Here is a 26,232-nt window from a genome sequence, read left to right as displayed (position 1 = left end):
GTCGATACCCTGGAAGACGGAGCAATTCATGAAACGCTTGCGTAACTTTTTTACCAATAAGTGGGTGTTGGGGCTCATAGGGCTCTCAGCTCTTTCCCTCCTCATTTGGTTTGCGGCTGATTACATTAAGTTTGGTAGTGATAATGCCACGCTTTCTCACTCTGTCCGACTAACTATTATTGTTTTTATTTTTGCTATTTGGCTTGTGTGGAATATCAGCCAATGGTTGGTAGAGAGACGCCAAAACCAGGCTTTAATAAAAGGCATTGAGGAATCACAAGAAGCCGATTCTACAGATCCAGACGAAGAACGCTCGCTGGAAGAGTTGAATGCTCTTTCTGGTCGCTTCCGTGAAGCGATGGGTGTATTACGTAGTGCTCGGTTTAAATCTGACAAGGGACAAGTTTCCCTTTATCAGCTTCCCTGGTACATCATTATTGGGCCTCCCGGTTGTGGTAAAACAACAGCCCTGGTGAACTCCGGGTTGGAATTTCCTCTGGCGCAGAGTCATGGGAAGGAAGCCCTGGGTGGGGTAGGGGGCACCCGTAACTGTGATTGGTGGTTTACCAATGATGCAGTTTTAATTGATACCGCAGGGCGTTATACGACTCAGGACAGTCACCGGGTTTACGATAATAGCGCTTGGAAAGCTTTTCTGAGCTTATTGAAAAGATACCGCCGCCGCCGCCCGATCAATGGTGCTCTGGTTGCAATTAGCTTGCAAGATTTAATGGTGCAAACTGAAGAGCAGCGCCAACACCAGGCAAAAATTATCCGCCAGCGTGTAAATGAACTGCAACAAGAGTTGGGTATTCGCTTCCCGATTTATCTCACTTTCACAAAATGTGACTTAGTTGCAGGGTTTACAGAGTTTTTCGACAACCTCTCTCAAGCTGAGCGTGAGCAAGTTTGGGGAATGAGTTTTCCCCGTGAAGCTAACGCCACTGTAGGGGCCCCTCTCGATAATTTCAAAGCAGAATTTGAGCAGCTGATAGAGCGTTTGAACCAACGCGTATTGTGGCGTGTTCATCAGGAGAGGAATGTAGAGAAGCGGGCGTTGTTGCAAGGTTTTCCTGCCCGAATGGAAAGCCTTACAGATATTTTGACAGATTTTGTAAAGCAGACTTTCGGTCCAAATCGTTACGAAACCGTCCCTATGGTCAGAGGGGTCTACTTTACTAGTGGCACTCAGGAGGGCAGTCCTGTTGACCGTATGATGTCCTCCGTAACTGCTGATTTTGGACTAGAGCGTAGCGTCGGGCCAAAATTCCAGGGTGTTGGTAAGAGCTTTTTCTTGCATCGACTATTGAAGGATGTCGTTTTCCCCGAGGCTGAATTAGTAGGCGTTAATCGCCGGATTGAGTCAGCTAACCTTTGGTTACGCCGGGGAGTTTTTGCTACTTTGGCGGGAGGCTTTGTCGGAGCTATTTTCTTATGGAGTGGCAGTCTCGCACAGAATAAATTATCCATGGGAGAGGTTAGCGATAATCTCAGCGCGTACCAAGGTGCAGAGAGTGAGCTGAAAGGTAAAAATATTACGCCCATCAGTGCCTTAAATTTGTTAGAGCCTTTGAAGCGGGCTAGTGCGGTCTACGATCGTGAGGAACATCCGTGGATTGGCAATTTGGGACTTTATGACACCAGAATTGATACCGCGGCAAATGATCTCTATCGCCATAAATTAGAAACTATTTATCTTCCCGCTTTACTTCGTGATATAGAGAGTGACTTAAGTCGTCTCGGAAGTAATGATCCCGCTTTGGTAAGTACTCTCAAAACCTATTTGATGTTTTTTAATCCAGATAAAATGGATTTGAAAACCATAGAGGCTTACTACACTGCTCGCTGGGAGCGTCAGCTACCCGGTGAAGCTGGGAGGCAGGAAGAACTGCGCTACCACCTGGATCAACTATTTATTCAGCCTCTACCCAATTCAATTGAAGAGAATGAGAGGGTGGTAGCTCGCGCGCGACAACAACTGCGTCGTATCCCTGTGCCTCAGCGGTTATTTGCTCAACTACAAAATAGTGACTTCGGATTGACCCCTGTAGATCTCTATCAAGAAATTGGTGGAGACACTCAGCAAATTTTTGGCATGGGAGCCAATAATCCAAACTTCACGATTCCCTTCCTCTATACAAAGGCGGGTTATAAAGAACTGGACTTTGGAGCGGACTCTCAGCTGATGACAAATATGGCTGAAGAGCGCTGGATTTATGGAGGAGATCTGAGCGGTGAGGACTTTACCGAAGCCGACCGTGAAAAGCTTGGTGAGGAAGTAAAACGAATCTATCTTGGGGAGTACTTACAGCGTTGGCAGGGCTTCCTTGGCGGGTTCAAAATACAGAGGTTTGGTAGCACTTCACAGGCTTTGGATGTGTTGTCAAAGTTGTCTGATCCTATTTACTCACCCCTGCTTGCGATTACCGAGATCACTTCAGATAACACTCGTCTGACCCTTCGACCTGAGGTTCCAGTCGATGCTTCTGGGGTACCGCTACCTGTATCCAGTACTACTCGAAAGTTGGGACAAGCCGCACTGGGTAGTGCAACCAGTGCCTTGCAGGATCATTACAAGCCAAACATTGTTGATGTTAGGTTTGAGGAGGTCCAGCGAATCACTCAGAGTGAGAAGGGGCGGCCAGCGCGTATCCAAGAATACCTGGATACTATTAATAAAATTCAGGAATACCTCACTGAGATCGACAGCGCTCCCGATTCGAATCAAGCGGCCTTTGGACGTGCCAAAGCGCGTTTTGCCGGCGGTAGCGATGCGATTAAACAGTTAAGGGTTAAGGCTGCCAATGCGCCAGCACCTTTTGACCAGTGGCTGACAGATATTGCTGATAGCGCTTGGGGGCTGGTAATGGCCAAGACTAAGGCGCATATCAACCGTGTCTGGCGTGAAGAGGTGTATCAAAGCTATAGCAATAGCCTGGCAAACCGGTACCCACTGCGTAGCGACCGTGACCAGGAAGTGCCGGTGATGGAGTTTAACCAGTACTTCAAGCCAGGTGGTATTGAGGAGAAATTTGTCAATCAGTATCTGAAGCCATTTGTGGATACCAGAAACTGGAAAATCAAATACGTTGAAGGGCAGGGTATTAGCCTTTCAAGGGAAGCCCTTTCCCAGTTGCGTCGAGCTGAACGTATTCGAAAAACTTTCTTCAGTGCCGGCGAAGGAGCTTCTTACTCTTTCCGTATTGAGCCCACGAAACTGGATTCCAGTGTTCGTTTGTTTGAACTTGAACTTGGAGAGCAACGAGTTCCTTACTCCCATGGCCCTAAAACCACTAAAAAGCTGACTTGGCGTGGTGGTGAAAGTAATCGCGTCCGCATTATCTTTGAAGATCTGAATGAGACTGTTCATCGCAAGCATTTTGAAGGGGACTGGGCATGGTACAGGCTGTTAGCGAGCTCAGATTTGGAAGCCGGGCGAAGTAACGCAGAACACTTTGTTACTTTCTCTGAGGAAGGGCGAAAGGCTCAATTTAAATTGATTGCATCTAATGTAAACAATCCGTTCGACCGCAGTTTACTGCGCGGATATCGATGCCCTGAGACCCTGTAGACGGAGTAGATGATTTGCAAAATACAGTTGGTATTTTTGGTAAGTTGCCGGGTCACGGGGACTTTGTTCAGCGGCAGCTGCCAGGTAGTTTTGTCACTGTATGGGATGGCTGGTTACAACGAGCGGTATTTGGATCTCGTGAACTCGTTGGTCAAGAGTGGTTGGACTACTACTTGACCAGTCCTGTTTGGAGGTTTGTCCACAGCAAAGGCATCATTGATGCCAATGCGTGGGCCGGAATTTTAGTACCTAGTGTGGATAGTGTTGGGCGCTATTTTCCGTTGACATTTGCTGCTCCGCTATCCCCGGTAGTGGATGCATTTGCTTTTATGTCTGATGCTAAGAGCTGGTTCCAGAGCTTGTCTGAATTAGCAATTACATCGCTGCAAAATATGCTACATGCAGACCAGTTATGTGAGGCATTTAGTGCCCCCCCTGACAGGGCGGGCATTATCTCTCTGCCTCCAGCACAGGGAGACTTTGTCGTCTCCACAGGCCAATCGAATACTCTGGAAAGAGGTTTTGCAGGTCTATTAGGGCAGATGAGCAAAAGTAGCTACTCCGCATATAGTCTGTGGTGGAGTGAGGGGTCTCAACACTTGGCCCCGACAACCTTGCTGTGCCCATCATTGCCAAGCCCTGAGCTCTATAGCTCAATGCTTGGTGTGCAGTTACAGAAGAATATAAGTTAGGATTGAGGGCACAGCGTGAGACAGCTGGTTATCTTGGATAAGAAGAAGCATCGCAATTGCAAATTAATCAAAAGTGATCTTTCCCACAGTAAGAATTCGCATATTTGCCCAATCTTATTGCCTGAATTCATACCGGTGGCGCGTGCCTGTCCTATTATATTTGCTCGATCAAAAGAGACGGGAAAGCTTGAGAGCTGTGCATTACTTGGCGTAACACCTGGAGAAAACCTTTTTTGGCAAGAGGGACAATGGCAGGGTGATTATATTCCCGCATCTATTCGCTCTTATCCCTTCTATTTAAAATATAAAGAAGGTGACTTTTCCAATGCATTTGTTTGCGTTGAATCGTCTCTATTATCTGAAGACGGAAATAGTTCTTTAGGTGTTAGGTTGTTTGAAGAGAATGGGAATCCAAGTGGTCACTTATTGGAAGCGCAGCGCCGCTTAGAGGATATCCATCTTAAAAAGACGCAGGTTTGGAAGTTTGTCGGTATTTTGCAGCGGAATAATTTGCTGGTAGAAAAAGAAATAAATATAGACTTGCCAGGTGATGTTAAGCATAAATTAACAGGTGTTTATTGTATTTCAGAGAAGAGATTGGGAGAGCTTGATTCTGCAGCTTTCCTGGAATTGCGTGAATCAGGTTGTTTACCTTTTATTTATGCACATCTTTTCTCCTTGCAGAAGTCGACAGCTTTAAGTGCGCTGCATAAAAAATTTCATGCGAAAATTCTTCACTGATATTAAGAGTGGATTTTTGCTTTTTACCTATGGATTTGTTGATCAGAACGTTAATTTAAGAAAACCTATAAAGTTTGATTGAATTTAGATAATTGTATTAGAGGTTCTGGTTGTAAAGTGAGTATCAGAGCAGGAAGCTAAGGTTACTGATATGTCTTACAGAATAATTTTTACTGGGGAGATAAGAGGTTCTGTAGAGCGGCGCTATGCAATTGCTGCATTGGGGCGTGAATTTGGTTTGGGCTTTAGTCAAATAAAAGGACTGCTGACTGGGGCAAAATCTCAAATCAAGGCTACGGAAGATAGAAGGGAAGCCTGCCAGCTAATGAAAAAGTTCTGGGAAGCGGGATGGCATACTCAGCTCTGCTTGGGTGATCAATTAATACACTGTACTGAAAAGTCTAGTAATTGTGGTGACCCTCCGTTACCTCCCGCTCTAGAATTTTTGGAAAGTACTGATGGCACAGTTTCTATTGGTATTCCAGCCGGTTGGCAAGGGTTTGACAATCTGAATAGGGAAGCTGTGATTCAGGCCGGAAGTTCAGAGTTAAGTCGCTATTTGATTGTACTAAAGCAAGATCGATCTCTGCTTCCCCACGATTTGTCGATTGAGCATTTCGGTAAAGCACAAATACAGCAGTGTCTGACTAGAGTGGAAAATGGCGTTATTATATCCGGGCCTGAACCACTGATAAGCAACAGTCAAAATGGCCATATTTATGAGATGTCTGCTGAGGTTGTAAAAACACCAGTTCGCTATTTGGTCACTTTCTTTCAGAGCCCGGATAGTTTCTATTCTGTGTTTTTGTGGTCATCTCTTGAGAACTTTGAAAAGAGTAGGTCTGAGTTTTTGCATATTTTTGCCACATTTAAACTTGTGACTAGTATGGGGAGTTTCGATTCAACAGCAGTTCCTATGTAATGGCTTGGAATAAGAAGCCAAAATCTAACAAAAATAAATAGCGTAAAATTGTCAACTGAACATGTTTTTTAAAGTAATAGGTACCAAGCGCATTATTTGCCTTGATTAGATATCTACAACGTGTACTCTTCTCAGAATTCTGATTAAAGGATTTGATTCGGTATAAGGGCCTTTTTTGATGGCATTCCCAAACACGATAAATATCGATGAATTAGTTGCTCCAATCTCAGAGGATAATCCCGTAGGGGAAGATATCCGAGAAGATCGTTCGCCAACTTCTGATTATTACTCGATCAAAGATGCTCGCAACAGTGCAAGAGCTGCTGAACGCTCCGCAATGTTCGATGATGCAGACACAGACCTACTTGCACCTTGGAGGGATGTAGCAAAAGCTGCAGAAAATATCCTAGGGAAAAAGAGTAAGGACTTGGAGGTTGCCAGCTGGTATACCGAGGCCTTGATTCGCTTACATGGCTTTATTGGCTTGAGAGATGGCCTGCAGGTGATCGACTCGTTAGTAGAGCAATATTGGGAAGGTCTGTATCCCTTACCAGACGAAGACGGCCTTGAGACAAAAGTAGCACCCCTGACAGGTTTGAATGGTGATGGTGGTGATGGCACCTTGCTAATGCCTATTCGCAGTGCCGGTATTACTCCCGAAGGGGATTATGGGGACTATTCATTCTTCCAATTCCAACAGGCTCGGGATGCTGACAGAATTGCAGATGACGATGCCAAGGCTGCTCGAATAGAAACACTGGGTTACAACCTTGAGCAGATTGATCAATGTGTAAACAGTGCGAGTGGTGAATGGGCTCAAAACCTCGTCCAGACAATCGAGGCAGCGCTGGGGCACTTTAAGACCATAAATGATAGCCTGCGACAAAGCTGCGGCCATGATGCCCCCCCATCCACGAATATTTCATCTCTATTGGATGAGGTGTTGCGGACAAGCCGTTTTATTTATAAGACGCACTTGGAGTCTATGGAGCAGACTCAAGAAGATGTGGCGCCTGAATCATCAGAAGTGCCTGCTGGGGAAGTTCAAGCTGGAAATGCAGCTGCAGCAGCGGTTACTTCTGTGGCTGCCTCTGCTGTAGCTGTCCCTACCGGTCCGGTAGTGTCCAGAGAAGATGCCTTAAAATTGCTTGAGCAGGCGGCAAAGTATTTTCGTACCTATGAGCCGCATACGCCGCTGGCGCCCGGCCTGGAGAGGCTGATAGGCTGGGGACGAATGACCGTTTCACAATTGATGTCTGAATTGCTACCTGATGATCAGTCGAAGGCGCTTTACTCCCAGTTGACGGGAGTTCGTCTCGATGGCACGGATACACAAAAATATATAACCCCACCAGTGACTACAAGTGGCACGTCATCAGCTCCTGCGGTTGCCGCAGATACACCTACTGAAAGTGTATCCGCGCCAGTCTCTGATGAAGGTTGGGGTGAGCAACCGCAAGAAGAAGCCAGCACTGGTTGGTAATTAACTGAGAACAGCAGTCCCTAAAGTCGGAAAGGAGACCTTAGATGTCTGAAAGCATCCACAACAAACTTAAGCGCGTGCGTAAGCCGCGTGTACATATCACTTACGATGTTGAAACTAACGGAGCCGAAGTCAAAAAGGAGCTTCCTTTTGTGGCGGGTGTTATGGGTGATTACTCTGGTGATAATGCCGAGAATCGCAAGGCACTGAAAGATCGTAAGTTTATCCAAATTGACCGCGATAACTTCAACGACGTAATGGGTAAAGTAAACCCAAAGTTGAACTTGCAGGTGGAAAACACCCTGACTGGTGACGGTAGCAAGATGGCTGTTGATCTCGACTTCAACAACATGGACGCCTTCTCGCCGGAGCAGATTGTTGAGCAGGTTGAGCCACTAAAGCAATTGCTTGAAGCCCGTAGCAAGCTGCGTGATCTGCTGAGTAAAGCTGATCGTTCTGAGGAGCTTGAAAAAGTACTTGAGGATATTCTCAAGAGCACAGAAAACGTCAGCGCTATCTCTGACCAGTTGGGCTTGAATGAGGATAAAGGAGAGGACTCAGAATGAGCACTGAAGTAGAAAATGTTGCAGGAAGTGAAGCTGAAGAGCAATCGGCGAGTCTCCTAGATCAGGCGATTGCGGCAACTAAACAAACTGAGCCTCAAGAAGCACAAGACTTGCTTGCGAATTTGACAGAGCAAGTAATGAAAGGGACGGTCACCTGGGATCGCAACCTGACCCAGACCATCAAGAAAGCTGTTAGCGCGATTGATAAGGCCATGTCCCAGCAGCTGTCTGCGATTTTGCATGACGAGAAATTCCAGAAGCTGGAAGGATCATGGCGTGGTCTGAATCACCTGGTCATGAACTCGGAAACTGGCGCTACCATGAAAATCCGCATGCTCAATCTGAGCAAGCGCGAGCTCTTCCGCGACCTGGATAAGGCAGTTGAGTTCGACCAGAGCCAGACCTTCAAAAAAATCTATGAAGAAGAGTTTGGTACTGCGGGTGGTGAGCCATACGGCGTAATGATCGGGGATTTCGAGTTCACCAGCCACCCTGAGGATATCGAGCTTCTGAGCAAGATGTCTAATGTTGCTGCGGCTGGCTTCTGTCCGTTTGTTGCAGCTGCCGGTGCCGGCATGTTTGGTTTTGATGACTACACGGAACTTTCCAAGCCGAGAGATCTGGGTGGTATTTTTGAATCCGCCGAGTACATCAAGTGGCGCAGTTTCCGTGACAGTGACGACTCCCGTTTTGTCACCTTGGTAATGCCGCGTACCCTGGCCCGTACCCCTTATGGTGCTAACACCAAGCCGATTGAAGCTTTTGACTTTGAAGAGTTTGAAGTGGATGAAGACGGCGTTTCCCGTCCAGCAGAGCACGATCAATACTGCTGGATGAATGCTTCTTATGTTATGGGCACCACCATGACTCAAGCATTCGCTGAGAACTCCTGGTGTACTGCAATTCGCGGTGCTGAGGGTGGTGGTAAAGTAGAAGGATTGCCATCTCACGTGTTCAAGAGTGACGATGGGGATCTCGATCAGAAATGCCCCACAGAGATTGGTATTACCGATCGCCGTGAAGCGGAGTTAAGCGCTCAAGGCTTCTTGCCTCTGTGTCACTACAAGAATACGGATTACTCGGTATTCTTTGGTGCTCAAAGTGCGCAAAAGGCGAAGGCATACGATGACCCTGACGCCACTGCTAACGCAGCTATTTCTGCTCGCTTGCCTTATTTGATGGCGACCTCTCGTATTGCACATTACCTCAAGGTAATGGCTCGCGATAAAGTGGGTTCCTTTATGGAAGCTGGTGATTGTGAGCGCTGGTTGAACAAGTGGATCTCCCAGTACACTAACTCCAACCCCGACGCGAGCCCTGAAATGAAAGCGAAGTACCCGCTTTCTGAGGCGCGAGTAGAAGTAAAAGAGATTCCGGGTCAGCCTGGATGTTACAGTGCGATTGCCTATCTGAGACCCTGGTTACAGATGGAAGAATTGACGACGTCCTTGCGTATGGTGGCAAATATCCCATCTGCGGGATAAGGCTCCGGGCCCGCCTCTAGGGGCGGGTTCTCTCTTCACATGGCCTTGTTCAAGGCCTGCGTTTTACCATTATTTATTCAAATAATAATTCTTGTTGGAGTATACCGGTGCCCCGTGCAGCACATGACCAAATATCGGAAGATCAATCAGATGTTCTACCGGAGAAATTGGCGAGAGGGCAGCAGAGAGAGCTACATAAATTTCTGCAGGAACCGGATGATCTTTTTGCATTTGAATATTGGCTCACAGAATTATCCCCCTGTACAAATAGGGATAATTATTCCGTTCGCCATTATCTGAGTCGAATTATCGCCGAGTTGGACGAACTAATCTGTGACCAGCTGAATTGTATAATTCATCACCAGAAGTTTCAGAGACTTGAAGCGAGCTGGCGGGGGATATCCTTATTGGTGTTTGATACACCCCACGCTGAAAATATTAAAATCAAACTCTTGGATGCCAGCTGGAAAGACCTCGCGAAGGATATAGAGCGGGCCCCGGATTTTGACCAATCTGGGCTGTTTCATCTTATATATAATGAAGAGTTTGGTACTCCAGGCGGCGAGCCATTTGGTTTGTTACTTGGAGATTACTATGTATCCCATCGGCCGCTGCCTGACCACCCTTATGATGATGTATTTACTTTGCAGGGCATCGCGCATACTGCAGCCGCAGCCTTTGCCCCGTTTGTTTGTGCATCAGCACCGCAACTTTTTGGTGTAGACAACTTTTCGGATCTAGCAAAGCCTATCAATTTTTCAGAAGTGTTCCGTCAAAAAGAATACATTCGGTGGAATGGCCTTCGGGATCTGGAAGACAGCCGATTTATCGCTTTGACACTTCCTCAAGTTTTGATGAGAGAACCTTATAATCAGGAATTTTCATCCTATCGTGGTTTGAGGTTTCAGGAGCAGGTACGGGCATCCCATAACCAGAATTATTTATGGGGGAATGCCTGCTTTGCATTGGGTGCCGTACTGTTAAGAGAGTTTAGTGAAGTTGGCTGGTTTTCACATATTAGAGGGGTTGCACGTGACCATCTGGGCGGAGGGCTGGTAACCCAGCTTCCAATGGTGCCTTATAGGCCAGATAGTACTCCTGGCATGATCCGAATGGCCACTTCAATTTTGGTAACTGATTTTGCTGAGCGGGATTTAAGTGACTTAGGGTATGTATGCTTGAGTCATTGTTACGATACTCCTTACAGCGCCTTTAATAGTGTTCCATCACTTCAAAGGCCGAAGCAATACACATCTAAAGCAGCCACGGCTAATGCGCGTATTAGCTCTATGTTACAACAAATACTTTGCGCATCCCGATTTGCTCATTATATCAAGGTAATGATAAGGGATAAGGTGGGTGCCTATATGAATGCTGCAGATTGCGAACGGCAGTTGCAGCATTGGTTGGATGAATACACAACGGGAAGGGATGACCTTTCCTGGGAAATGCAGGCTCGATACCCTCTACGGGAGTCCCGGGTGCAAGTAACGGATGAACCAGGCAAGGCGGGTAGCTATCAAAGTGTGATTCATCTCAAGAGTCATTACACCGTTGACCATCTTGTATCCGAGCTAAAACTTACAACCGCATTGGCAACAATCGGCGTCGGAGCTACCTAATTAATATGGTTAGAGAGAAGCGATTATTGGCCCCGGTATTGGATCGATTATTACAATCATCTAGTAAATTGGATGTACATCAATCCCATCAAGTGTTGAGGCAGTTGCGTGAAGGGGTGCGTCGTGATTTGGAATACTTGTTCAATACAAGATTTAAATGTATTTCCGCACCTTCAACTCATGAAAGTTTAGAGCAGTCAAATATTAACTACGGGTTACCAGACCTATCAACAGTCAATCTTTCCTCTGCCGCTAGCCGAAAACAGTTTTGTCGAGATATTGAAAAAACAATTTTAAATTTTGAGCCCAGAATACGTTCGGTAAAAGTAACCACCCAAGACAAAGTGGATGTCGAAGATCCTAGTATACGCTTTCGTGTTGAAGCTGTATTACATGTAAATCCAGCGTCGGAAGTTATTGTATTTGATTCGGCACTCAACCCAGTTACCCAGCTGGTGGATGTCTCTGAGATTATGTGATGAGTGAAAAATTAATAGATCTCTACGAGCGAGAGCTCGCATTCATTCAGCAAACTTCTGCTGAATTTGCAAAGATGCACCCAGCTGCCGCATCCCGACTTCAGCTGGATGCAGACACAGTTGATGATCCTTTAGTAGGGCGACTGTTGTCCGGCTTCGCTTACATGAATGCTCGGGTGCAGCAAAAGCTGAGTGATGATTTTCCGGAGTTAACGGATGCAATGCTGGAAACTCTGTATCCTCATTATCTTCGTCCAATTCCTTCTTGTGCCATTGTTCAGTTTGAACCGGAAAAGGATTTGGATGCGATAACCCGGGTAGAAACGAAGACGTTACTCGAAAGTGACAGCTTTCAAGGGCAAACCTGCCGCTTTACAACTTGTTATCCAGCAGAAATTTGCCCATTTCAGGCGGTGAGTGCCACCCTGATGCCAAGGCCATTTATCGCTCCGGGCTGTAATGACATTCAGGGCGCTAATGCAGTTTTAAAATTATCCCTTAAAACTTTTAGCCCAAGCATAAAATTTTCTGAGCTAAACCCTGAGAGTCTCCGCTTTTTCCTTCGTGGCCAACCATCTCATATCTATAGTTTATATGACTTGCTACTAAGTAAGTGTGTAAGGTTGGTTGTTGCCAATGGGGAGAGTGATCCAAAGCCAACTTTTCTCTCTCCGGATGAAATATGTCAAGTGGGGCTAAGTCCAGATGAGGGTTTATTGCCATATCCTGATACCGCATTCGTAGGATATCGACTCCTAACTGAATATTTTGCTTTTCCAGAAAAGTTCCTTTTCTTGGATATGTTGAACATTGGTGAGGCGTTAAACGAGAGCTTTGACGACACGTTAAATCTGTATTTTTATTTATCCGAAACTCATGAGGAGTTGGAAAAACAGATTTCTCCAAGCATGTTTGCTTTGGGCTGTGCTCCGGTTGTTAATTTATTTAAACAAAGTGCAGATCCTATTCCACTTAATCACTCGCAGTATAGTTACCATGTGGTCCCTGATGCCCGCAGGAGTGATGGCTTAGAAATATACTCAGTGGATGAAGTTGCAGCAACTAATGGTGATGGAGAGACAACCAGTTACCGGCCTTTCTATGGAATTCGACACAGTCAACATCATGCTGATCAATCTGCATTTTGGTTTAGTCGTCGCAGAGATGTGATCGAAGGAGAGCATCGGAATGAACAAGCATCTGAGATTGATATAAGCTTAGTCGATCTGGACTTTAATCCGCATAGAATTAGTGATCAGACATTAGATATTAAGTTAACCTGCTGTAATCGAAATCTAGCCAAAAAATTACCTAGTGGTAGCGCCCAGCCTTATTTAGAGGTTGTTGACGGTGATTTGCCAGTTAGCCGAATTAGTTGTGTGGTTTCCCCAACGGCAACTATACGACCGCCTCGACGAGAGCGAGGGTATTGGAGGTTAATTTCTCACCTTAACTTAAATCATCTTTCTCTATCAGGTGCAGAGGGATGTAATGCGTTAAAAGAAATTTTTAGGCTTTATGACTTCCGTGACTCTGCTAGTACGCGTAATTTAATCGAGTCATTGTTAAAGCTTAATACTAAACCGGTTACTGCTCCGATTCAGATTGATCAAAGTGTAGTTTTATGTCGCGGCACAGAAGTTGAGATTGAACTTGATTCCATGATGTTAACAGGAACAAGTCCATTGTTATTTGCTAGCATCATAGAGCGTTTCCTGGGCTTATACTGTTCAATTAATTCATTTACAAAACTGATTGCCACTATGAGTGGTCGAGATGGGGAGTTGAAGCGATGGCCACCTCGCGCCGGCGAAAAAGCTTTACTGTAATTGAGCGTTTACGCCGAGAGCCTTATAACTTTGATTTTTTTCAAGCGGTAAGGCTGGTAGAGCGTGCAGTACATCTGGCAGGTACAGGTTTCAGTAAAGAACCTATAGCTAGCGCTGCCCCTCCGACTAAAGAGCTGATTCGGTTTAGTGCTCAATCTGGGTTGTCTTTTGTCAGCTCGGATGTTTTACGTCTAGAGAAGAAAAGCGTTGAACATGAAGAGCCCGATGAAAATGAGACTCATCAGTGGCATATGGAGGTGGGTTTTACAGGGTTAATCGGTAGTCAGGGGGTGATGCCCTATTACCTGACAGAGTTAGTGCAGAGGGAGCTTAGGGAGAACAATACGGCGCTGCGTGATTTTCTGGATATGTTTAATCACCGAAGTATTTCCCTTTTTTATCAAGCTTGGCATAAATACCAGTTGCCTGTGAATTATGAGCGGCAACGCCTGCAGAATTCTCGAGAGCCAGACAAGTTTACCCAGGCTCTTGCGTCCCTTGCAGGGCTTGGTACAAATGAAATGCGCTATCGAATGCCGATACCGGATGAAGCACTAGTTGGAATGGGAGGACACCTTTCCAGTGGACGTTGTTCCGCTACCGCTTTATCCAGCATGATCAAGCATTATTTTGATTTAACGGTAAGTATTGAACAATTCCAGGGACAGTGGGATGAGTTACCGGATGATATCTTGTGCCGACTGCCCAGTGCTCAGGTGCCGAAGGGTATTAATAATTGCTTGGGAGTAAATACCATTCTGGGTACGCACTGCTTCCAAGCCCAGAATAAATTTCAGGTAATTATTGAGTCAATGCCTTATGAGCAATTTATGACTATTGCTCCGGGTACGAAAAAGTTGGAATCGCTTAAGGAGTTTATTCGCTTTAGTGCTGGTATCGAATTGGATTTTGAGTTGTCGGTGACACTTTCAACCAGCCAGGTGGCACCTATCCAGCTAAATAGAAAAGCTGAGAATGAACCTTTACTGGGATGGAATACTCACATGGCTAGTGAACAAGATGGTGAAAGGTTAGTACAAATAACCTTAAGTGCAGACAATATTTCACCTGATGAAGCTTTACCTGCTGCATAAGTAAAATTAACAACATTATTATTTAGGAAAGGATATTCAACGTGATCAATATCGATTTGAAGCGATTGGTTGATACCATGACTCCGCATATGCGTGACTCACTAGAGGGCGCTGCTGGGCTTTGTCTGTCACAGAACCAGTACAATGTTGAATTAGAGCATTGGTTACTGAAACTTTTGGATCAGTCTGATACTGACCTTTACCATCTGTTGGAAAAACACGACTGTAATCCAGCAAATTTTGCCAAGCAGCTGGCTACAGCGATTGCTGGATTTCGGGCCGGCAGCAGCCGTCCACCAGCCCTGTCCCCAACTATCGTAGAAGCAGCGAAGAATGCTTGGATGCTGGCTTCTATTGATTATGGACATAGAGCAATCAGTTCCGGACACTTTTTGGCTGCGCTTTTACTGGAAGAAACTTCTCGTCGCCAGATTTTAGAATCCTGCCCAGAACTGAAAGAGATAGCTCCAGAATCGATTCGCGAAACCGCTCGTGCAATGTTTGGACAAAGTGGAGAGTCTAGCCATATTAGCGCTACGGCGGATATGGATGATGGCGCAGCTGCAGTTGCTGCAGCTGCTTCTAAAGCTCCAGCTTTGGACAAATATACAATCAACCTAACTGAAAGAGCGAAGAAGGGAGAGATTGACCCTGTACTTGGTCGTGATGAGGAAATACGCCAATGTATCGATATCTTAACTCGCCGGCGTCAAAATAATCCGATCCTGACTGGTGAAGCAGGTGTTGGTAAAACTGCCGTCGTTGAAGGCTTTGCTCTTCGAATAGCTAGTGGTGATGTACCTGAGCCATTGCGCGGTGTAGCCGTACGCACGCTTGACTTGGGACTTCTTCAGGCTGGCGCCAGTGTAAAAGGTGAGTTTGAAAACCGCTTGAAGTCTGTAATTTCAGAAGTGCGAGCATCTGCAACGCCAATTATTCTATTTATTGATGAAGCGCACACCATGATTGGCGCGGGCGGTAAAGAGGGGCAGGGGGATGCGGCTAATCTCCTGAAACCTGCACTGGCTCGTGGTGAATTGCGTACTTTAGCTGCCACAACCTGGGCGGAATATAAGAAGTATTTTGAACGTGATCCTGCTTTGACCCGTAGATTCCAGGTAGTAAAAGTGGAAGAGCCTGATGAGAGCAACGCGATTGATATGATGCGTGGTATCGCAACCTCGCTGGAGGAGCACCATAAAGTACGCATTCTGGATGAAGCTATCATAGCTTCGGTCAAGTTATCTCATCGTTATATTCCCGGGCGCCAATTGCCAGATAAGTCTGTTAGCTTACTGGATACGGCCTGCGCGCGCGTCGCTCTTAGCCAGTCTGCTACTCCTGGGGCGATTGAAGATGCTCGTATCAATATTGATCGCACTAATACTACCCTGGCTAAACTTGAGCGTGAAAACGCAGCAATGGGTGAGCATGAGGAGCAACTGGCAGAGCTAAAAGAGTTTAAAGCTTCCGAAGAAAAGCGTTTGGAAGTGCTCGAACAGCAATTACTTAAAGAAAATGAACTAATCGGACAGATTCAACAACTCCGCGATCAGATCGATGTAGAGTTTATGAAGGCCCAAGGTGGTGAAGGTGAAGATACACCCGACGAGGCCTTATTAGCCGACTATCAGCAACAGCTCAAAACATTAACTGCGGACTTGGAGGTTATCCAGGGGGATACCCCGTTAATGCAGCCAGCTGTTGATGAACAGGCTATTGCCGCAGTAGTTGCCAACTGGACTGGAATTCCTGTCGGCAAGATGGTTAGCGATGAAATTATTGCTGTGAAAACTTTGTCAGAGCGCCTGAATAAACGTGTTATTGGTCAGCCCCATGCTATCGAGGCTGTAGCTCAGGCAATTCGCACTTCTCGAGCAGGCTTGACAGACCCGCGTAAACCGGTGGGTGTGTTTATGTTCTGTGGTACTAGCGGTGTAGGTAAAACAGAGACTGCCCTTGCCTTGGCTGATGAGCTGTTTGGTGGTGAGCAAAATATCACGACCATCAATATGGCTGAATTCAAGGAAGAGCATAAAGTATCTATGCTGTTGGGCTCTCCTCCCGGCTATGTAGGCTACGGAGAGGGCGGTGTTCTTACCGAAGCTGCACGCCGTAAGCCTTATTCGGTAATCTTATTGGATGAGATGGAAAAAGCTCACCCAGGTGTACAAGATGTTTTCTATAACCTGTTTGACAAGGGGACCATTAAAGACGGTGAAGGAAGGGATATCGACTTCAAGAACACCGTAATAATTATGACCTCCAATGCAGGGGAGGATGCAATTAGAGCTATCTTCAGTCAGGTAGAAGAAAAGCCTGAGCCAGACGTATTGATGGATAATATCCGCCCACATCTGCTACAAAAATTCAAGCCTGCTTTCCTCGGTCGAGCAAATGTGATTGCTTATTACCCTCTCGATGATGAGAATCTGGTAGAGATTTGCAGAATCAATATGCGTAAGATTGAAAAGCGCGTTCACGAGCATTACGGAGCTTCCTTTAGCTATGACGAGGATGTTTTGATTAACATCGTTGCTCGTTGTCACGAAGCTGATACAGGTGCTCGTAATATTGAAGTTATTCTGAACAAAACATTATTGCCGGAGTTGGCTAGTGAATGTTTGGATAAAATGGCGCGCGGTGAAGAGGTTAAAGCAATTAAAGTATCCGCAACGGAAGAAGGGGACTTTAGTTACACTGTAGAATAGAGAATTGTATATAAGCCCGGCAGTGATATTAATAAAAAATCATTGCTGGGCTTGGTACCACTAATAACCATATAGATACAACTGGTTTTAAGAAATAATTACTGGTTTGGTCTTCCTGCCCTCATTACTAAGTCAGAAACAGCGCGGTGCATACGTAGAAATACCATACGAATAAAGGAAACCGTGATATCCGTACCTTCGACAATAGCCAATCCGATCAGTTGTGCCAGCCTACGGATAAGTCGCAAAATCCAAAAAGAGATATCTTTACTAATCTGATATGCTTTGTGCAGGAATATCGCAAGTCTGTCGAGAAGTGTAAAAGTCGTGCCACCGGCAACCACCAAAGAAATTCCTGCAAGGTGAGTGATTTTCTTAAGCACCCAGAGCAGTGCCTCTCCAGCGATCCATGCTGTATTCATGGTAAGGGAAAGTACACCGTCAGATCTTAACCATGCCTCGACGCTCTTTTCTAAATTTCCTTTAGGTTTTTGTAATTTAACGGTATCCCAATCTAAGCTGGTTCCATTAGGGGATACAGATTTAACATAGGTTTGACTGCTATGGCTTATTTTTGGGTTAAGACTCGGTGTAGGTAGCTCAAAGTCTCCAGTTCCACCATTCGGGACATGAATAAATGGCCACGTAGGTACCATAGGAACAGGATCTGCACGATGATATACGCGATAAATATTTTCAGATTTAAGTTTACGTTTACAGCTGTTAGCGAAGTGATCAAGCCCAACTCTTGGGCTGCCAAACGTATATAGTTTTATAGATTTTCCCGTGTTTGAGGAAAGCCAATCAGCAGCAAGCGTGGCTAACGCCCCACCAAGGCTGTGGCCAAGGCAGTGAATAGTATGAACATCATTGGGTAGGTTTTGCGCAAACTGTTCAAGTTGAGGTAGTAGAGACTCAAAAGTATAATAAAAACCTTGATGTACTGCTCCGCCAGTATGAAATCGCTTAACTCCAGCATTTAGGTCTGTTAACACATCATATAGGCTATCAGTTCCCAAAATACTAAAAAAAGCGCTACCTTTGTGTTGCCCTTTCCCTAAAGTTGCTATTCCTCTTGTGTCTGTACTTTTTAGGAAAATAAGAGCACCGGCTTCCGCATCTACTTTGTCTGTGATTTTTTCGTCAATATCAAAGTCATCTTTATACATTTCATAAAATATTTTCCTTGTCCTACTTTCTTTTACTAAGTAAGTGTCCGCAGCAAGTTTAGCGGTATATTTAGGACTTAGCATAATTGATCTTTCCTTTTATTTTAGTGTTAATTAAATTGGCATGATGTTAATAAGGCTGAATCAAATATTTCTTCTAACCTGGTTTCATCTGTTAGCTCACATGTGAGGTTAAGCGGCTTTCCCATTTCGGAGTTCTCACCCGGGCTTCTTTTAGCGTAAACCCAAACTTCATAGTTTTTATTTTCGTAACTAACATCGATGGCCTGGGAGACTACAAACTCAACTGGTAATACCTGTGTTAAAGAGTTTGAAAATTTAGCTGGGAGGACTGCGATTCCGTCTTCATCAGATGTAAATGTATCGATCCATTCCTTTTGCCATTGTATTGAGCGTGTGATCTTAGCCCCTGATACAGGCTCGCCATTTAGTGTTAACTTGATTTTCATTTCTGAAAATGTACAAGCTTTAAAGGGGTTGAATGAAGCCATAGCGTTAGTCCCTCCAGGTGATATGGCAATTAATAAAAAAGATATTAAAAATAATTTAAATTTATGTTTCTTTTGCATGGTAAAAACCCTCTGGCCATTTTGGCTAAAGTGATTATTTTCTGGTTGGTTGTAATCTTTACTTATATTTCGGTCCTAGGCTAAGTTCTTTAATAAAGAGTCATCGAAAATATATTGTTAATGAAAATTTATTGTGTGAAATATTTTAATTAGTGATCCGTAGGTTATATAAACATATTGTTTATATTTGATTGGTAATTCTGTGCTATTTTTAGCTGAATAAAGTTGTTTAATATTTCCGGTTCTTAGGTAGGTTTTCCTAAGCCTATGCAAGACATGCGTTAATGTACGAGTAACGATTTTTGGATTTAAAATAATTGTGCTAGATAGCTAGCTTTACCATTGCGGTCGGCTAAATATCCTAATAAAAGAGGGCGTCACTTTTAGTACACAGAAATATTGTCTTGTGTACTAGGGCCTATATTTTAAGCCGTTATCTTTATTCAGCAGATATGGTGTGGCAGAGAGATGCCCACTCGATAAGAATGGACTTGTGTGAGTACTCTTAAGCATAGATATGGGATGATCTTAATTGGACAACACCAGTTTCCAATTTTATCTATGCCGACACACCGTACTTAGTTAGTACGCGGGATGGACCTATTTTATCCACCTATCAATACTGTAGGGCAACCAATAACTATTTTTCCACCATGCCCTGTGGTGTCTCCCATTCTTGCTGCAGGTTTCTTTTGCAGCATTACCGTTGTACTTCCCATGGCGACCGTATCGGGCGGTCCAACACAGGTACAAGTGCTACCAACGGTTGCTGAGGGCATCCCACCGATGATAACGGTGGGTGCTCCTGGGCTTACTACTGGGCCACCCACATGAGGTACTGTGCCGGTGACCATTGGGCATACGTGCATATCACCAATACGGGAAGCTGGCTTACCCATAGTTTATCCCTCAACCCTACCGTTTCCGCCTCGTGCTAGATCGAGACCTTGCTCCATATAGCGCATGAACCTTTTGTTTGGATCGACTGGGTCAGATAGCACGGCAGCAAGGGTAACACTGCCTGCGACTGCATGAGCATAAAGGTGTTCTGGCGGCTCTACTACCGGCTCACCTTCGGCTGCTAAGCTGCCATGACACCAACTCGCTGCAGTAGCCGCCCAGCTCGCTGGAGTTTTATGTTTTGTTTTATCGCCGAATAGTTTGCAGCGTAAGCGGGCTTCTTCACTGGGCTTTTTGGCCCAAGTCTCTGCTGCATTAAGCGCATTCACATTGTCATCGTCAGTTTGAGGGCCTTGGATATCTCGGGCCGCGAGGCAAGCCCACCACACGGCTTCCCGCTTTGGTAGGCCATGAGCAAGCAACTTGATCGCGTCTGGAAATAGGCCTGCTTCCACAAGGCGGTTTATGCTGACTTCTGGTGCTGTATCCGGTACCAGATGATCTTCTGCCTCGTCACTAACTTCAAAATTCTTAAGTAGCTCATCTGCGGTGAGAGCTTCTACTTTAATGAGGTCTGTCATTGGAATATCCCCATCAGTTAATCATGGTTACGCCGCCTTTCAGGGTCAGCATCCCGCCACCTTTAACTTCTGCAGTAGCGTCGCCCTTACAGGAAAGCATTGTTCCTTTGATGGTGATACCAGCTGGAGTCAGTTTAATACTGCTACCGCCGACTTTTAATTCAATGGATGCTTTGGAGGAAATCTTAATTGCACCCATTGCATCAGTAGTTTGAGAACCTTTACTGACCTTGAGTGTGTGATTTCCTGACCCGATAGTTACAACTTGATTGCCTTTACTGACATTGAGTTTCTGATCACCTTTTGAGATGGTGACAACTTCACTGCCATCGGTAACCGTAATAGTCCGGTCTTGCTTAACCTCAAGGGTCTGTTTGTTCTCTATCTTACCTGTTTGGTCATTATGGACGACAAAGTTATGGTCTTTGCCGGCTTCCATATAAAGCTCTTCGCTTCCGCCTTTGTCATCAAATCGAAGTTCGTTAAAGGCGCTACCTTCATACTCAGTTTTCCAGCCGCTTTGAGTCGCAGTGTAGTTGGGACCAGGATTATCACCGTTATATACGGCTCCAGTTATCAGTGGTCTATCTGGATCACCATTAATATAAGTAACAATAACTTCTTGATTGACTCTGGGGACAAAGTTGGCGCCCCAGTTTTTTCCGGCAAATGACTGCATCACCCGTACCCAACAGCTGTTCTGCTGTGAATTCCATGGGAACTTGACTTTGATTTGGGTGTAGGGGTCTTGTGAACTATCAGAAGTGGTGGCCTTAACTTCAAGAACGCGTGCGACTTGCGGAGAGTGTACCTTCTTCGCAAAAATATTTGGCTCAGGTCTTGGAGTTACTGATGATGGAATGCAACTGAAAGTATTGTGGAAATGTGTTTCCGCACTATTGCCGTCTGTAGCAGAGATATGTACGGAAGTAATCAGGTACTTCCCTTTTTCTGACGATAATGTGTGGTCAAAATTAAAGCGGCCGCCAGCTGTGAATGAGGGGCAGTCACTGCGCCCATGGCTCACATCAAATAAAGCTTCTTGTGCTTCCATTGAGCGCTCGGCTAGCGCCTTATGGTAGCTATCTGTAAATTTGTGCTTATTTTCACCGTCAGCCTGAAAATGATTTAGCCCATAAAGGCCGCGCATGTAATTGCTGACATCATTTAGTTGGCTGGTGGTTTTAACTTGCTGCTTATTATCTTTTGTTGCGGTGAACTCACAATAATCTTTCAGTTCAAAGCCGCCACCATGATAATTGAAATTTCGCTGCCAGCTACTTACGGTATTTTTTGTCGGATGACTACCGCTCCCATCGTACTCTATCTGTTCGCTTTCGCAGTCATAGAAATCCTGGCTATCATCACAAAGTACAAGTTCGTGTTGCCCATTTGAGTGCTTGAAGTAATAGGAGATACCCTCTTCAGCCATAAGGCGATTGATGAATTCAAAATCACTTTCATCAAACTGCACACAATATTCACGAGTTATATATTCAGCATTTAATTTAACGCTTAGTTTTACAACTTTGCTGTACTCGCCCAAAACTTCTTCAAGAATCTGTTTAGCAGATTTCTTTTCAAAAATTCTGTTGGAACCCCCGAGGCTGGTAAACCAAAGGCCTGGTTGAATCGTGGCGCTATAACTTCGTACTCCCTCAGCATTTACATCGCGCAGAGACAGTTGAGTAACGTAACCATTGATATAGCGAGGAGTTTCTGAGTGGTGTACAGAAACGGTAACAGCCTTGCCGACGATATCTTTCTGGCTTATTGCATGGTCATCGGACAGGAGCTGAAGTTCATAGCGGAAGAGTTTGGATATGTGCTCTTCGCCTTGCAGGCTGGTAGCGATTACCGCATCCGTGCCGAGCGGGCTGTCGACTTTAATCAGTCTTCTATCTTGATTTAATGTAGTCATGGGCAGCCCCTACTATCCCTACGGTGCCTTGGAGAATAGTACTAGTTATTATACATTCAGTTATTTAGCTGAAAACTCAATAAGCGCTCAGCTAAATAACTGCTAAATAATGGTCTGCAGAATTTCCTGCAGACCATTGTATATGCAGATCAGGTTCTGCTGGCTTACAGCGGCTTGGCTGTTTCCAGGTCGTATCCAACACGCATATTTTTGGGGTTCTTGTTGGTCTTGTCTGCGTGGTTGAGGTCCGCTTCGATTTTAGCGTAGCTCAGGGATACAGACTCAGCCGGAGCGCCACCAGCGGAAGCACCGATGCTGTAGGAGGAAATCAGGGTGTTTTCCAGTTTGTAAACAGCGTACTTCTCTACAGAGTTAGCACCGGTTTGTACTACGTGGATCTCAACGGTAACACCTTCGTCACCGGTTACAGAAGATTTGAACAGACCGCCGGAAGCAGCGTCGATGCGCTTGGTGAAGCTTACTTCGCTCAGGCTTGGGCGAGAAGCTTCGCGGTTTGACATGGCGCCAGCTTCCATGGTAATGCCGCGGCCAACACCGAAGTTGAAGCTGTCAATTTCGATCCAGTCCTCGTAGCCGGAAGCAGTAACATTGCCTTTGATGGCTTTGTTGTTGTAGTTCATGTAGATAGCCATGGGATGTCCCTCATTAGTTGGCGTGTGATGTTGGTGGTTAATCCCTTACCACCGCGATTCGCAGTAGTTCAGGTGGTCGTCGCGGTGGCAACTGTGATGATTTAAACAAAGAGAAAGCTAAAAACAAACTAATTTTCGAGTTATTTAATCGACTCTGGCACTAATTTCGAGAGGCGATTTTATGCCGTTACGATTTATGCCTGTTTGCTCAAATTGACTCTGACACTAATTTAATATTGCTAAAAACTAACAAATCTCTAACGGGGATAAATAAGTGGTTTGAGTCATGGATATTGATTGACAGTCAAATATCTATTTGAAAGCATTTACTGGTATTTTTTTGATAAGCTTGCTTTGTAATAATATGTAATTCAGCCTTATATCGGAGCGATACTCAGTGTTTTCGGGGGCTGGATCAAGATAATAGTTTGATGGCGTGTTAAGGCAAATTTATTTGAATATTGATTCATTGTTGCCACATAGGCTGTTCGATATACTTCGCACCCTACTTTATTGCCTTGCCCATTAGATCAATAACAAAGTTTTTGCAGATTTGGATGTGTCGTAATGGTTTCCCATGGAGGCGGAATTGAACGATAAGACGCGTATTGTTCGGCCGAGTGACACTCCGCCGGGCTCAGGCCAATCAACCAGCGGGCTGACAGAAGATGGTGATATCACCGTTGTTGTGCAGCAGGATAAGACTGGAGCAAATGATCACCCCCCGGTTAAAGGTGCCCAACCGGTAATCCCTTCGGCTGCTGCCAGCTTTAGCTCAGATGCTACTGTCTTTGCGCCTTCCCCTAATCCTAATCGGATGGGAAGTGGGGCTGGGACCAATGAAGTTTTGGGTGGGGTTTCTGCCGATTCGGCAGTAATACCTGAACCCTTTGAAGCTTCTGGCTCAAATGCAGTGACCAAAACTGTAATCAAAGGCCGATTTGAGCTTGACAAACTCCTGGGTGTTGGGGGAATGGGGGCAGTTTACAAAGCCCTTGACCGCCGTAAATTAGAAGCCAGTGACAGCGAGCCCTATGTTGCTATCAAGCTGCTTAATGATGATTTCCAAAAGCACCCCGATGCTTTTATTTCTCTCCAGCGGGAAGCGCGCAAGTCACAAACGCTTGCTCACCCTAATATCGTAACGGTTTACGATTTTGACCGCGATGGAGATCGCGTATTTATGACAATGGAGTTCCTTGAGGGTGCTCCATTGGACAAGTTGTTGCGCGATCATGCCGATGTTGGGTTGGAGCCCGAGCGTGCCCGCTCGGTATTTTGGGATATCTCCCAAGCCCTGATATATGCCCACTCCCATAAAATTGTTCACTCGGACTTTAAGCCAGGCAATATTTTTGTCACCAATAAGAAAGGTGCAAAAGTATTTGACTTCGGTATTGCCCGAGCTGTTTCTGAAGGGGGAATCGCAAATAAAGCTGGCGAAACGACAGTATTTGACGCGGGCACTCTCGGAGCCTTGACTCCGGCGTATGCGAGCCTTGAGATGCTCAAGGGAGCTGAACCGGCACCGAGTGATGATGTATTTGCGTTGGGTTGTGTTGCCTACGAACTATTCTGCGGGCGCCACCCTTATGACAAAACGCCTGCCGATAAAGCCATGGAGCAGGGCCTACGCCCCAAGCGGATCAAAGGGCTTAATCGCAGGCAGTGGCGCGCACTTGAGTCAGCGCTAGAGCTAAAGCGCGAAAACCGCACTAGTACCGTAGAGAAGTTTGTACAGGCGTTCTTTGTTAGCCATGCCTGGAAGTGGGTACTAGGCGGTGCGTTTGTCATGTTGTTGGGCGGTGCTGTAGTGGGTTATGGCCATCTGCAGCAGCAAAATGCCGTAGAGCAAGAGCGAGTCAGAATCGAGCTCGAGCGCAAGCACGAACAGGAGCTATTGGCCAGGCGTATTGCTGATAAGAAAGAGGCTATCACCCGGTTGATTGGCCTGAGTATTTTGACTCCAGCCTGGGAGCGAGATCTTCAACTGGAGTTGGAGGAGTACTCTGAGCTGAACCCTGCGGATAAAGAGTTCCTGGATTCCTCCCGTCGCCAGGTATCAGAACTTTTCCTGGCTGCTGCAACCGGTCAGTTAAACCTGGGTAACCTCGATCAGGCCGATGTCATGCTGGCGGGGGTTGCCAACTGGTATGGTGAATCTAAAGAAGCTGAGGCTATCAAAACTCAACTGGCGAATGATAGAGAGAATCTGCGCGCTCGCCTTGAAGCGGAGCGGATCGCTGAAGAGCGCGAAGCCGAGCGTATTCGCCTGGCGGAAGAGCGGGCAGAGCGTCGCCGCCTGGCTGCGCAAAAGCAGCAGCAGATTGATGCTGTGCTCGATGATATGGAAGTAGCACTCACCTGCAGCTTCTCCATGAGTGCCACTGCAATAGGTTCACAGTTGTCCAGCCTGGCAAAGCTGGATAGTGCAAAAGCCTTGAAGATCCGCCCAGTGGTGGGCGAAGAGCTGGTAAATTGCGCATCTAATCTTGGCACTAAGGATCCGATACAGACGGAAGCCCTGGTTGATCAATTCAGGGCTCTACTGCCCGCATACCAACCATTGAAAGACTTTAAGCTGGATTTTTGTGGGCACCTGGTTCCTGGCAGCGGCCGACGTGGTGATCGCTACACCTGTCGTGACCGTCTTGCGGATGGCAGCAAGGGGCCGGCAATGGTGGTGATTAAAGGTTTGAGTGGCAGGCCACTGGCTGTGGGTAAATATGAGGTGAGCAGTACTGAGTTGGCTCAATTCTGCCGCATTGCTGGTCAGTGCGGAGAGCAGACTCCAGAAGCAACGGACTTGCCGGTAAATAACTTATCCCTGGCAACTGCAGAGGCTTATTTAAGTTGGCTCAGTGATGAGACCGGCTACCGCTACCGCCTACCTTCTGAGCAGGAGTGGTTTGCTGCTGCAAGTGCCAGGGGGGAAGACGAAGTAGCGGATCGAAACTGTCATTTGAAGTATGGCGGTATTGAAAAAGGTGCTGAGTTAGTACCTGCCCGAGCTGGCTCCTCTAACGGATTTGGGTTACTTAATGCTGTAGGTAATGTCCAGGAGTGGGGATTAGGCACAGAGAGCGAGTTGCTCGCTTTGGGAGGTAGCCGCATTGATCCAATGAGCCGTTGTCTGGCAACAACCAAGAAGCTTCATAATGGCCAGCCCGATGAGTTTACCGGTTTCCGTGTCGTTAGAGATGTTAACTAGATTAAACAATTAC

At 45.9% G+C, this 26,232-nt stretch carries 19 protein-coding genes; 13 read left to right on the top strand and 6 right to left on the bottom strand.

The features are described from left to right. Positions 1–28: 28 nt before the first annotated feature. The 12 genes from tssM to tssH all read left to right on the top strand — a co-directional run bounded on the left by tssM (position 29) and on the right by tssH (position 17,194). Entirely contained in the window at positions 29–3,571 is a 3,543-nt protein-coding gene (gene tssM / locus ACJJIS_RS20410; protein WP_413664110.1) for a type VI secretion system membrane subunit TssM, read from the top strand. Between the two features lie 14 nt (positions 3,572–3,585). Further along, on the top strand, positions 3,586–4,263 hold the full coding sequence (gene tagF / locus ACJJIS_RS20405) for a type VI secretion system-associated protein TagF (protein ID WP_444914957.1): 678 nt from the start codon (positions 3,586–3,588) through the stop codon (positions 4,261–4,263). Between the two features lie 15 nt (positions 4,264–4,278). Beyond that, complete coding sequence (locus tag ACJJIS_RS20400; RefSeq protein ID WP_475708930.1) at positions 4,279–5,004, top strand: SapC family protein; 726 nt, start codon at positions 4,279–4,281, stop codon at positions 5,002–5,004. Positions 5,005–5,224: 220 nt separating this feature from the next. After that, positions 5,225–5,926 carry a hypothetical protein gene (locus ACJJIS_RS20395; protein ID WP_475708929.1) on the top strand — a complete coding sequence of 234 codons (702 nt, stop codon included), beginning with the start codon at positions 5,225–5,227 and terminating at the stop codon, positions 5,924–5,926. 178 nt (positions 5,927–6,104) lie between these two features. Further along, positions 6,105–7,409 carry a type VI secretion system protein TssA gene (tssA, locus tag ACJJIS_RS20390; RefSeq protein ID WP_444906607.1) on the top strand — a complete coding sequence of 435 codons (1,305 nt, stop codon included), beginning with the start codon at positions 6,105–6,107 and terminating at the stop codon, positions 7,407–7,409. 44 nt (positions 7,410–7,453) lie between these two features. Then, entirely contained in the window at positions 7,454–7,975 is a 522-nt protein-coding gene (gene tssB / locus ACJJIS_RS20385) for a type VI secretion system contractile sheath small subunit (protein ID WP_413664115.1), read from the top strand. Beyond that, a complete protein-coding gene (gene tssC, locus ACJJIS_RS20380) occupies positions 7,972–9,459 on the top strand; it encodes a type VI secretion system contractile sheath large subunit (protein WP_413664116.1) in 1,488 nt (495 codons plus the stop codon). The genes tssB and tssC (ACJJIS_RS20380) overlap by 4 nt, the downstream gene beginning before the upstream one ends. 107 nt (positions 9,460–9,566) lie before the next feature. Beyond that, positions 9,567–11,081, top strand: a complete 1,515-nt coding sequence (gene tssC, locus ACJJIS_RS20375) for a type VI secretion system contractile sheath large subunit (RefSeq protein WP_444906606.1) — start codon at positions 9,567–9,569, stop codon at positions 11,079–11,081. A gap of 26 nt (positions 11,082–11,107) precedes the next feature. Further along, a complete protein-coding gene (gene tssE, locus ACJJIS_RS20370; RefSeq protein WP_444906605.1) occupies positions 11,108–11,560 on the top strand; it encodes a type VI secretion system baseplate subunit TssE in 453 nt (150 codons plus the stop codon). Further along, positions 11,560–13,389 carry a type VI secretion system baseplate subunit TssF gene (gene tssF / locus ACJJIS_RS20365; protein ID WP_444906604.1) on the top strand — a complete coding sequence of 610 codons (1,830 nt, stop codon included), beginning with the start codon at positions 11,560–11,562 and terminating at the stop codon, positions 13,387–13,389. Before tssE ends, tssF begins: the two co-directional genes overlap by 1 nt. Then, complete coding sequence (tssG, locus tag ACJJIS_RS20360) at positions 13,353–14,483, top strand: type VI secretion system baseplate subunit TssG (RefSeq protein WP_444906603.1); 1,131 nt, start codon at positions 13,353–13,355, stop codon at positions 14,481–14,483. The genes tssF and tssG overlap by 37 nt, the downstream gene beginning before the upstream one ends. 41 nt (positions 14,484–14,524) lie before the next feature. Beyond that, on the top strand, positions 14,525–17,194 hold the full coding sequence (tssH, locus tag ACJJIS_RS20355) for a type VI secretion system ATPase TssH (protein WP_475708928.1): 2,670 nt from the start codon (positions 14,525–14,527) through the stop codon (positions 17,192–17,194). A 98-nt stretch (positions 17,195–17,292) separates the two neighbouring features. Here the strand turns inward: tssH and ACJJIS_RS20350 are convergent, their stop codons facing one another. The 6 genes from ACJJIS_RS20350 to ACJJIS_RS20325 all read right to left on the bottom strand — a co-directional run bounded on the left by ACJJIS_RS20350 (position 17,293) and on the right by ACJJIS_RS20325 (position 23,008). Further along, complete coding sequence (locus tag ACJJIS_RS20350) at positions 17,293–18,447, bottom strand: lipase family protein (RefSeq protein ID WP_444914952.1); 1,155 nt, start codon at positions 18,445–18,447, stop codon at positions 17,293–17,295. 26 nt (positions 18,448–18,473) lie between these two features. Further along, positions 18,474–18,953 (bottom strand): DUF6795 domain-containing protein, encoded by a 480-nt coding sequence (locus ACJJIS_RS20345; protein WP_444914951.1) that lies wholly within the window; start codon positions 18,951–18,953, stop codon positions 18,474–18,476. 605 nt (positions 18,954–19,558) lie between these two features. Continuing rightward, positions 19,559–19,852 carry a PAAR domain-containing contractile injection system baseplate protein gene (locus ACJJIS_RS20340; protein ID WP_413664124.1) on the bottom strand — a complete coding sequence of 98 codons (294 nt, stop codon included), beginning with the start codon at positions 19,850–19,852 and terminating at the stop codon, positions 19,559–19,561. A gap of 3 nt (positions 19,853–19,855) precedes the next feature. Next, positions 19,856–20,434: a DUF6931 family protein gene (locus ACJJIS_RS20335; protein ID WP_413664125.1), complete on the bottom strand. Its 579-nt coding sequence runs from the start codon at positions 20,432–20,434 to the stop codon at positions 19,856–19,858. A 13-nt stretch (positions 20,435–20,447) separates the two neighbouring features. Beyond that, the gene (locus ACJJIS_RS20330) at positions 20,448–22,355 is read right to left on the bottom strand and encodes a type VI secretion system Vgr family protein (protein ID WP_413664126.1); all 1,908 of its coding nucleotides are present in this window, start codon (positions 22,353–22,355) and stop codon (positions 20,448–20,450) included. A gap of 164 nt (positions 22,356–22,519) precedes the next feature. Continuing rightward, complete coding sequence (locus ACJJIS_RS20325; RefSeq protein WP_413664127.1) at positions 22,520–23,008, bottom strand: Hcp family type VI secretion system effector; 489 nt, start codon at positions 23,006–23,008, stop codon at positions 22,520–22,522. 589 nt (positions 23,009–23,597) lie between these two features. On the opposite strand from ACJJIS_RS20325, the gene ACJJIS_RS20320 reads away from it, so the two are divergent. After that, a complete protein-coding gene (locus ACJJIS_RS20320) occupies positions 23,598–26,219 on the top strand; it encodes a bifunctional serine/threonine-protein kinase/formylglycine-generating enzyme family protein (RefSeq protein WP_475708927.1) in 2,622 nt (873 codons plus the stop codon). The last annotated feature ends 13 nt before the right edge of the window (positions 26,220–26,232 follow it).

This window comes from Microbulbifer maximicatervae (SeqCode), assembly GCF_056231245.1.
The sequence above is the reverse complement of the archived record's forward strand: the minus strand, read 5'-3'. Positions and strand labels throughout refer to the sequence as shown.

Bases quoted from the DNA above. Each gene is read 5' to 3' on its own strand.
- tssM (WP_413664110.1), top strand. From the start codon at position 29: ATGAAACGCTTGCGTAACTTTTTTACCAATAAGTGGGTGTTGGGGCTC.
- tssA (WP_444906607.1), top strand. From the start codon at position 6,105: ATGGCATTCCCAAACACGATAAATATCGATGAATTAGTTGCTCCAATC.
- tssB (WP_413664115.1), top strand. From the start codon at position 7,454: ATGTCTGAAAGCATCCACAACAAACTTAAGCGCGTGCGTAAGCCGCGT.
- tssC (WP_413664116.1), top strand. From the start codon at position 7,972: ATGAGCACTGAAGTAGAAAATGTTGCAGGAAGTGAAGCTGAAGAGCAA.
- tssF (WP_444906604.1), top strand. From the start codon at position 11,560: ATGAGTGAAAAATTAATAGATCTCTACGAGCGAGAGCTCGCATTCATT.
- tssG (WP_444906603.1), top strand. From the start codon at position 13,353: ATGGCCACCTCGCGCCGGCGAAAAAGCTTTACTGTAATTGAGCGTTTA.
- ACJJIS_RS20350 (WP_444914952.1), bottom strand. From the start codon at position 18,447: ATGCTAAGTCCTAAATATACCGCTAAACTTGCTGCGGACACTTACTTA.
- ACJJIS_RS20345 (WP_444914951.1), bottom strand. From the start codon at position 18,953: ATGCAAAAGAAACATAAATTTAAATTATTTTTAATATCTTTTTTATTA.
- ACJJIS_RS20340 (WP_413664124.1), bottom strand. From the start codon at position 19,852: ATGGGTAAGCCAGCTTCCCGTATTGGTGATATGCACGTATGCCCAATG.
- ACJJIS_RS20335 (WP_413664125.1), bottom strand. From the start codon at position 20,434: ATGACAGACCTCATTAAAGTAGAAGCTCTCACCGCAGATGAGCTACTT.
- ACJJIS_RS20330 (WP_413664126.1), bottom strand. From the start codon at position 22,355: ATGACTACATTAAATCAAGATAGAAGACTGATTAAAGTCGACAGCCCG.
- ACJJIS_RS20325 (WP_413664127.1), bottom strand. From the start codon at position 23,008: ATGGCTATCTACATGAACTACAACAACAAAGCCATCAAAGGCAATGTT.